At 38.9% G+C, this 8769-nt stretch carries 5 protein-coding genes; all 5 read left to right on the top strand.

Annotated elements, in window-relative coordinates; genetic code table 11:
- Positions 1–337: 337 nt before the first annotated feature.
- The 5 genes from pdhR to DS885_RS07700 all read left to right on the top strand — a co-directional run bounded on the left by pdhR (position 338) and on the right by DS885_RS07700 (position 8530).
- Positions 338–1087 (top strand): pyruvate dehydrogenase complex transcriptional repressor PdhR, encoded by a 750-nt coding sequence (gene pdhR / locus DS885_RS07720; protein WP_113818860.1) that lies wholly within the window; start codon positions 338–340, stop codon positions 1085–1087.
- Positions 1088–1281: 194 nt separating this feature from the next.
- Positions 1282–3942, top strand: a complete 2661-nt coding sequence (gene aceE, locus DS885_RS07715; RefSeq protein WP_113818859.1) for a pyruvate dehydrogenase (acetyl-transferring), homodimeric type — start codon at positions 1282–1284, stop codon at positions 3940–3942.
- Positions 3943–3999: 57 nt separating this feature from the next.
- Positions 4000–5583, top strand: a complete 1584-nt coding sequence (aceF, locus tag DS885_RS07710; RefSeq protein ID WP_113818858.1) for a pyruvate dehydrogenase complex dihydrolipoyllysine-residue acetyltransferase — start codon at positions 4000–4002, stop codon at positions 5581–5583.
- Positions 5584–5689: 106 nt separating this feature from the next.
- Positions 5690–7120 (top strand): dihydrolipoyl dehydrogenase, encoded by a 1431-nt coding sequence (gene lpdA, locus DS885_RS07705; protein ID WP_113818857.1) that lies wholly within the window; start codon positions 5690–5692, stop codon positions 7118–7120.
- 579 nt (positions 7121–7699) lie between these two features.
- On the top strand, positions 7700–8530 hold the full coding sequence (locus DS885_RS07700; protein ID WP_113818856.1) for a winged helix-turn-helix domain-containing protein: 831 nt from the start codon (positions 7700–7702) through the stop codon (positions 8528–8530).
- The last annotated feature ends 239 nt before the right edge of the window (positions 8531–8769 follow it).

Raw genomic sequence — 8769 nt, 5'->3', positions numbered from 1 at the left:
TTTACTTAAATTTTTTAGCTACTTTATCCACTAATCGCATCGCTCATAATTTGATGAATAAGCATTTGATTAAATGGTCATTAAATCATACATATATAAAATGTTTTTAGAGTTGATTTCTTTCGTTTTTAATTATTCTCTATTAAACGCATACATGAAGGCTTTAACTCAATAACCGCCTTAATTTCAGGGGCATTAAAAAAGATAAAAATCTAGACATAAATTGTTAATTTTGTTAATTTCTATAGTTAACTATTAAATTGGTAATACCATTTTACATTCGACTGTTATTTGCTCGTAACATTTACCGGTTACGTTTATATAATTTAAGGCTGTTATGACCTACGCAAAAATTAAACAACCTAAACTTGCTGATGTGATTGAATCACAGTTAGAAAGCATGATTTTGGAAGGGCGTTTAGAGCTGGGTGAGAAGTTGTTACCTGAGCGAGAATTAGCAAAACAGTTTGATGTATCTCGACCTTCTCTGCGTGAAGCGATTCAACGTTTAGAGTCAAAGGGGTTATTAACACGTCGTCAAGGCGGTGGTACTTACGTAAAAGAAGAATTACGTAACCAATTGACCGATCCGTTATTCGAATTACTTAATTCGCATCCGGAATCTCAATATGATTTACTGGAATTTCGTCATGCCATTGAAGGGTTTTCTGCTTATTATGCCGCGTTAAGAGGTACTTCTGATGATTTGCATAAAATAAAAACAACTTTCAATGCTATTGATATGGCAAATTCAGCTGGTAACATCGAACTAGAAATAGAATCGGTGGCTGAATTTTACCAAGCAGTTATCGAAGCATCACATAATGTTGTGTTTTTACATTTAGCACGTGGCATCAAACCACTATTACAAAAAAACATTTCAGATAACGTGAAACAGCTTTATTTATATCCAGAAGTTGCAAAAAAAATTCATCAACATCGCTTCCAGTTAATGGAAGCTATTTTGTCCAAGCAGCCGATGAAAGCAAAAGAAGCATCGGATCAGCATCTACATTATATTGAAGAAACACGCTTGGTTATGTTGCGTGAAGAGAGTGCATTTAAACGTGAGTTAGGCGCTTTTTAAAAATGACTTCCGCTTTATAGTATGGCGGATCAGCTTTGGCTGTTATTCATACTTATACTGATAATTATTTAGATTACTTATTGCCGAAATGGCATGCAGCGTGCTGTGAAGCAGGTAGTGTTTAATGTAAATAATTATACAAAAACGCTTGGCTTTCGAGCTGAGATTATCTAGTGATATAGAAGGAAAGTGTCATGACTGACATCTTAAAAGATATTGATGCACAAGAAACTTCTGAATGGCTTGAAGCATTAACAACCATTCTTGAAGATGAGGGCTCAGAACGTGCTCAATTTATCCTTGAGCAAGTGATGGAAAAAGCACGCGTTGAAGGCGTTAATTTGCCAACTGGCATTAACACTAACTACGTAAACACCATTGCGGCATCTGATCAACCAGCTTACCCTGGTGACCTTAAATTAGAGCAACGTATTCGTTCAATCATTCGTTGGAATGCGATTATGATTGTTATGCGTGCTTCTAAAAAAGACTTAGATCTTGGTGGTCACATGGCTTCTTACCAGTCTGCGGCTGCGTTTTATGAAGTATGTTTCAACCACTTCTTCCGTGCACCAAACGAAACTGATGGTGGTGATTTAGTTTATTACCAAGGTCATATCTCTCCTGGTATTTACGCACGTGCTTTCCTAGAAGGTCGTTTAACTGAAGAGCAATTAGATAACTTCCGTCAAGAAGTTGATGGTAAAGGTCTTCCTTCATACCCTCACCCTAAATTACTTCCAGAATTCTGGCAGTTCCCTACGGTATCTATGGGTCTAGGTCCAATCGCTGCAATTTACCAAGCGCGTTTCCTTAAATACCTTGATGGTCGTGGTTTAAAACAAACTGCTGCACAACGTGTTTACGCTTTCCTTGGTGATGGTGAGATGGATGAGCCGGAATCTCGTGGTTCATTATCATTCGCTTCACGTGAAAAACTAGATAACCTATGTTTCCTAATCAACTGTAACCTACAGCGTTTAGATGGTCCTGTAATGGGTAACGGTAGCATCATTCAAGAACTTGAAGGCCTATTCACAGGTGCGGGTTGGAATGTTGTTAAAGTTATCTGGGGCGGTAACTGGGATGCACTAATTGCAAAAGATTCGTCTGGTAAATTATTACAATTAATGGAAGAGACCGTTGATGGTGATTACCAAACATTTAAATCTAAAGACGGTGCTTACGTTCGTGAACATTTCTTTGGTAAATACCCAGAAACAGCTGCATTAGTCGCTGATATGACTGATGAAGAGATCTTTGCACTGAAACGTGGCGGTCATGACTCATCTAAACTATACGCAGCATTCAAAAACGCAGAAGATACAGCGGGTAAACCAACGGTGATCCTAGCTAAAACTGTTAAAGGTTACGGCATGGGCGCAGCGGCTGAGGGTAAAAACATTGCTCACGGCGTGAAGAAAATGAATGAAAACCACATTCAAACGCTACGTGATCGTTTAGGTCTACAAGATTTAATCTCTGACGAGAAAGCGGCGACACTTCCTTACCTAACGCTTGAAGAAGGTTCTGAAGAGTACAAATACCTTCACGGTAAACGTGAAGCATTAATGGGATACACACCTAAGCGTCTACCTAAGTTTACTGAAAAACTAGCTGTGCCAGAGTTAGATAAATTCTCTGCACTTTTAGGTGAACAGAAACGTGAAATTTCAACAACAATGGCTTACGTACGTATCCTAAATGTATTGTTGAAAGATAAAGGTATCGGTAAAAACATCGTACCAATCATCGCCGATGAAGCACGTACATTTGGTATGGAAGGTCTATTCCGTCAAGTTGGTATCTACAACCCACATGGTCAAGAATACACACCTGAAGACCGCGGCGTAGTGTCTTACTACAAAGAAGCAACTTCTGGTCAAGTATTACAGGAAGGTATTAACGAACTAGGTTCTATGTCTTCTTGGGTTGCTGCTGCAACATCATACAGTACAAATGACTTACCAATGATTCCATTCTACATCTACTACTCTATGTTTGGTTTCCAACGTATTGGTGATATGGCTTGGATGGCGGGTGACCAACAAGCACGTGGTTTCCTATTAGGTGCTACTGCTGGTCGTACTACCCTAAACGGTGAAGGTCTACAGCATGAAGATGGTCACAGCCATATTCAAGCTAACACTATCCCTAACTGTGTTTCATACGACCCAACGTTTGCTTACGAGTTAGCGGTTATCGTTCAAGACGGTATTGAGCGTATGTACGGTGAGAAACAAGAAAACGTATTCTATTACCTGACAGTAATGAACGAAAACTACGCAATGCCGGCTATGCCAGAAGGTGCTGAAGAAGGTATCCGTAAAGGTATCTACAAGTTTGATTCATTACCAGGTAAGAGCAAAGTACAACTACTAAGTTCAGGTACTATCATGAACGAAGTACGTGCTGCTGCAGCTATCCTAAGCGAAGAGTACGATGTTGCTTCTGATATCTTCTCTGTGACTTCATTCAATGAGTTAACACGTGACGGTCAAGACGTTGAACGTTACAACATGTTAAACCCTGAAGCAGAGCAAAAAACAGCTTACATTACTGATGTTTTAGGTACTGAGCCAACAATTGCTGCAACGGATTACATGAAAAACTATGCTGAGCAAGTACGTGCATTTGTACCTGCTGAGTCATACAAAGTACTTGGTACTGATGGTTACGGTCGAAGCGATAGTCGTGAAAACTTACGTCGTCACTTCGAAGTTAATGCTGGTTACGTTGTTGTTGCTGCACTAACTGAACTAGCTAAGCGTGGCGATGTTGAACGTAAAGTTGTAACAGAAGCGATTGCTAAGTTTGATATTGATGTAAACAAAATCAACCCATTATTTGCATAAATCAGTCTCGGTGTTAACACAAGTTAACACCGACTTTTATTGATTAGGAAAATTATTATGTCTGAATTAAAAGAATTTTTACTACCTGATATTGGTGCTGATGCGGCTGATATTACCGATATCTTAGTTGCAGTTGGCGATACTATCGCTGAAGACCAAGATGTATTAACGATTGAAGGTGACAAAGCGTCAATGGACGTACCTTCATCAGTTGCTGGTGTGGTTAAAGAGATCAAAGTAAACGTTGGTGACAGCGTTTCTGAAGGTGATCTAGTATTAATCGTTGAAGTAGCTGGTTCTGCCGCTGCTGAAACACCTGCGGCTGAAGAAGCTCCGGCGGCAGCACCAGCAGAAGCACCAGCGGCGGCTCCAGCTGCAGCGGCAACTGCTGTTAAAGAACTTTGTGTACCAGATATTGGTGGTGATGAAGTTGAAGTAACTGATATCCTAGTTGCTGTTGGTGACACCATTGCTGAAGACCAAGATGTAATCACTGTTGAAGGTGATAAAGCATCAATGGACGTTCCAGCACCATTCGGTGGTGTTGTTAAAGAGATTAAAATCGCAACTGGCGATAAAGTATCTGAAGGTTCTTTAATCTTATTAGTTGAAGCTGAAGGCGAAGCACCTGCTGCTGCACCAGCGGCGTCTGCTGAAGCTCCTAAAGCGGCTGCACCAGCTCCTGCTGCGGCGCCTAAAGCTGCACCAGCAAAAGCTGAAGTTGCTGTAAACAAAGAAATTAAAGCGTCTCCATCAGTTCGTCGTATCGCACGTGAATTCGATTTAGACCTAAACGTAATTGCTGCTTCTGGTCCTAAAGGACGTACAACTAAAGAAGATGTACAAAAATACGTTAAAGGCCAATTACAAGCGGCTAAATCTGGTGGCGCTGGCGGCTTAGCTGTAGCAGCTGCACCTAAAGTTGATTTTGCTAAATTTGGTGAAGTGGAAGTGAAAGAACTTTCTCGCATCCAAAAAATCTCTGGTCCTGCTTTACACCGTAACTGGGTGACTATCCCACACGTTACACAGTTCGATGAAGCGGATATCACTGAGCTAGAAGAGTTCCGTAAAGAGCAAAATGCAATCGCACTTAAACAAGATCTAGGTGTTAAAATTAGCCCGTTAGTATTCATGATGAAAGCGGTAGCTAAAGCATTACAACAGTACCCTAACTTTAACTCTTCACTTTCTGAAGATGGTCAAAGCCTGATCCTGAAGAAATACTTCAACATCGGTATCGCAGTAGACACTCCAAACGGTCTAGTTGTACCAGTGGTTAAAGATGTATTAAACAAAGGTATTTTCGAAATCTGTCGTGATATCGCAGAGATCTCTAAGAAAGCACGTGCTGGTAAATTAACGGCTAAAGATATGCAAGGCGGTAGTATGACTATCTCTAGCCTTGGTGGTATCGGCGGTACGCAATTTACACCTATCGTTAATGCACCTGAAGTAGCTATCTTAGGCGTATCTAAATCAGCGATTAAACCACAATGGAACGGTAAAGAGTTTGAACCTCGTATGATGGTTCCACTTGCACTTTCTTACGACCACCGTGTAATCGATGGTGCGGATGGTGCGCGCTTTATCACTGCTGTTAACAAGCACTTATCTGATTTACGTACATTAATCTTATAAACTTTGTTAACTAGGTCGGCAGTTATGCCGACCATTCATTTACATTCTATTAACATTTGAATAGACTAGAATTCTAATTCGAGTGTTCTTTTTTATAGAGGTCGTCATGAGTAAAGAAATTAAAGCGCAGGTTGTTGTATTAGGTTCAGGCCCAGCTGGATATTCTGCTGCATTCCGTGCTGCAGATTTAGGTCTAGAAACTGTATTAATCGAAAAATACGACACACTTGGTGGTGTTTGTTTAAACGTTGGTTGTATCCCTTCTAAAGCTCTTTTACATGTTTCTAAAGTAATTGAAGAAGCAAAAGCATTATCTGAGCACGGTGTATTATTTGGTGAACCATCTACAGATATCGATAAAATCCGTATCTGGAAAGAAAAAGTAGTTTCACAACTAACTGGTGGCCTTAAAGGCATGGCTAAAATGCGTAAAGTAACAACAGTAAATGGTTTTGGCCGTTTTACTGGTGCTAACACCATTGAAGCAACAAGTAGCGAAGGTGAAGTAACAACTGTTACTTTTGATAACGCAATTATCGCTGCGGGTTCTCGTCCTGTTAAATTACCATTCATTCCACATGATGACCCTCGTGTTTGGGATTCAACAGATGCACTAGAGCTTAAATCAGTGCCTAAACGTTTACTTATCTTAGGCGGTGGTATCATCGGTCTTGAAATGGGTACAGTATACAAATCACTAGGTTCAGATGTTGACGTTGTAGAGTTTGCAGACCAATTAGTACCTGCAGCTGATAAAGATATCGTGCAAGTTTACACTAAGAAAGTGAAGAACAAATTCAACATCATGCTTGAAACTAAAGTGACAGCTGTTGATGCTAAAGAAGATGCGCTATACGTTTCTTTTGAAGGTAAAAACGCACCTGCTGAAGCAAAAGCTTACGATGCAGTATTAGTAGCGGTTGGTCGTGTACCAAACGGTCTATCACTAGATGCTGAAAAAGCAGGTATCACAGTGACTGAACGTGGTTTCATTGAAGTTGATAAGCAAATGCATACTAACGTACCGCATATCCATGCTATCGGTGATATTGTTGGTCAACCTATGTTAGCTCATAAAGGTGTGCATGAAGCGCATGTTGCTGCAGAAGTTATTGCAGGGAAAAAGCATTACTTTGACCCTAAAACAATCCCTTCAATTGCTTACACAGAGCCAGAAATGGCTTGGGTTGGTGTAACTGAGAAAGAAGCAAAAGAACAAGGTCTTAACTTCGAAAAATCAGTATTCCCATGGGCAGCTTCTGGCCGTGCAATCGCATCTGATTGTTCAGATGGTATGACTAAACTGATCTTTGATAAAGATACTCACCGCATTATCGGTGGTTCTGTAGTGGGTACTAACGCTGGTGAATTACTAGGTGAAATTGGCCTAGCAATTGAAATGGGTTGTGATGCAGAAGATATCGCATTAACTATCCATGCTCATCCAACACTACATGAGTCTGTTGGTCTAGCTGCTGAGATTTATGAAGGTTCAATTACTGATTTACCAAATGCTAAAGCGGTAAAACGTAAGTAATTAGATACTTCATCTATTATTTTAAAAGGCAACGCATAGCGTTGCCTTTTTTGTTTATATCGAAGTACTCATTTCCTACCGTCTAGAAAACATGTATTACCTTTCAGATTAAATATTTTCCAATCTAATTAATGCCAATAGAAAAGCAAATAAAGTGCAACGCTTTATCCTGCATTGGTTTTTCCATAGTTGTTTCATTCATGAAATATTAAGCTATAAACTAAGATTTAATGGGAAAACTTTATATTGGCTTGAATTAAAAAGGAGCTCGTCAATTATTAATTAACAATTAATGAAATTTATTTTCCTTTCAGCCGCTCTACTAAAGCGACGTCTAATTAACAAAAAATAAAGTATTTCTTATTTGCATGTTTTATAAACTATCCTATAGTTAATTTTACTGATGTTATTTTTATCAAATTATGATTGCGCATGAATGTGTTTGTGTTTTTACCTTAATTTGATAATATGATTCTGATTAAATATAAGAGACTACCAAAGTAGTCCGCAAATAAAATAAAAAATCGCCTATCCACTGGAACTGGCATTATTATTAAAAATTAAAAAATGGGTACTACTATGTTAGAAAAAAGTTTAGTTGTGGGTGAATTCCACATTGATACGAGTCAAAACAGTTTGATTCACGGTAACCGTAAAGTGTACTTAGGTCCTTTACGTACCTCTCTTTTACATTTCTTATGCAAAAACGTTAATACAGTTGTAACACGTGAAGACCTTGCTCAACACGTTTGGGGTCGTCTAGTGACTGACCATACTATTAACCAACATATCTCTCAACTACGTAAAAGCGTAGGAACATTAAGCCTTCACGGCCTTAATATTTCTACGATTCCAAAACGTGGTTATATTGCTCGTATGGAAGGCCTGACTGTTTCTGACAATGCAGTGTCTCCAATTGCGCAGGGTGAAAGCACTGCGAATGCTATCACTAGCATGAAAGTACTGATTGTTGAAGGTGCAGCAGAAGGCCGTATTCAACTTATCGAGCAATTAGAAGCATTAAACGTTTCCTACGTTGAAGGTGTTGCTACAACACTAGAAGCTGAGCGTTCAATTGCACTACAAGACTTCGATTTAATTATCGTTGATGCACTATTACCTGATTACTCTGGTCTTGAATTAATTAAAGCAATTCGTACTGGACAAACATCTGCAGCTGCAGACATCAGTATCTTAAACTCTCATCACGATGTACAACGTGAACTATTAGGCCTAAACAGCTTATTAGATGTACAAGGTTTATTATTAAAACCATTTGAGTCAAACCGTTTGAAACAGATGTTAATGGTAGCAAGCAAATCAAATGTACTACTAAAACCACAAGCAGCTTATGAATTAGTACCAACTAATGTTGTATCTGCGGATTTTAAGGTAGCAGTTAACAGTTAATTTTACTGCTTACATTTAAAACCATAAAAACCCTTACTCACCAAGTAAGGGTTTTTTTATGCCTTGAATTTATAATACTCGATTATATTATACCAATTGTATTAAATAACTGATCTAAATTTTGCGCCGGAAAAATGGCTTAGTTTGAGGCGTAAGTTGATGTAAATGGTTGTTACCTATACGAAACTTACAACGAAAAAATAAGTTGTTTTAACAAGTAAAATAGATCAGTTACTTAC

Source organism: Psychromonas sp. B3M02 (assembly GCF_003318165.1).
Classification (GTDB): Bacteria; Pseudomonadota; Gammaproteobacteria; order Enterobacterales; family Psychromonadaceae; genus Psychromonas.
The sequence above is the reverse complement of the archived record's forward strand: the minus strand, read 5'-3'. Positions and strand labels throughout refer to the sequence as shown.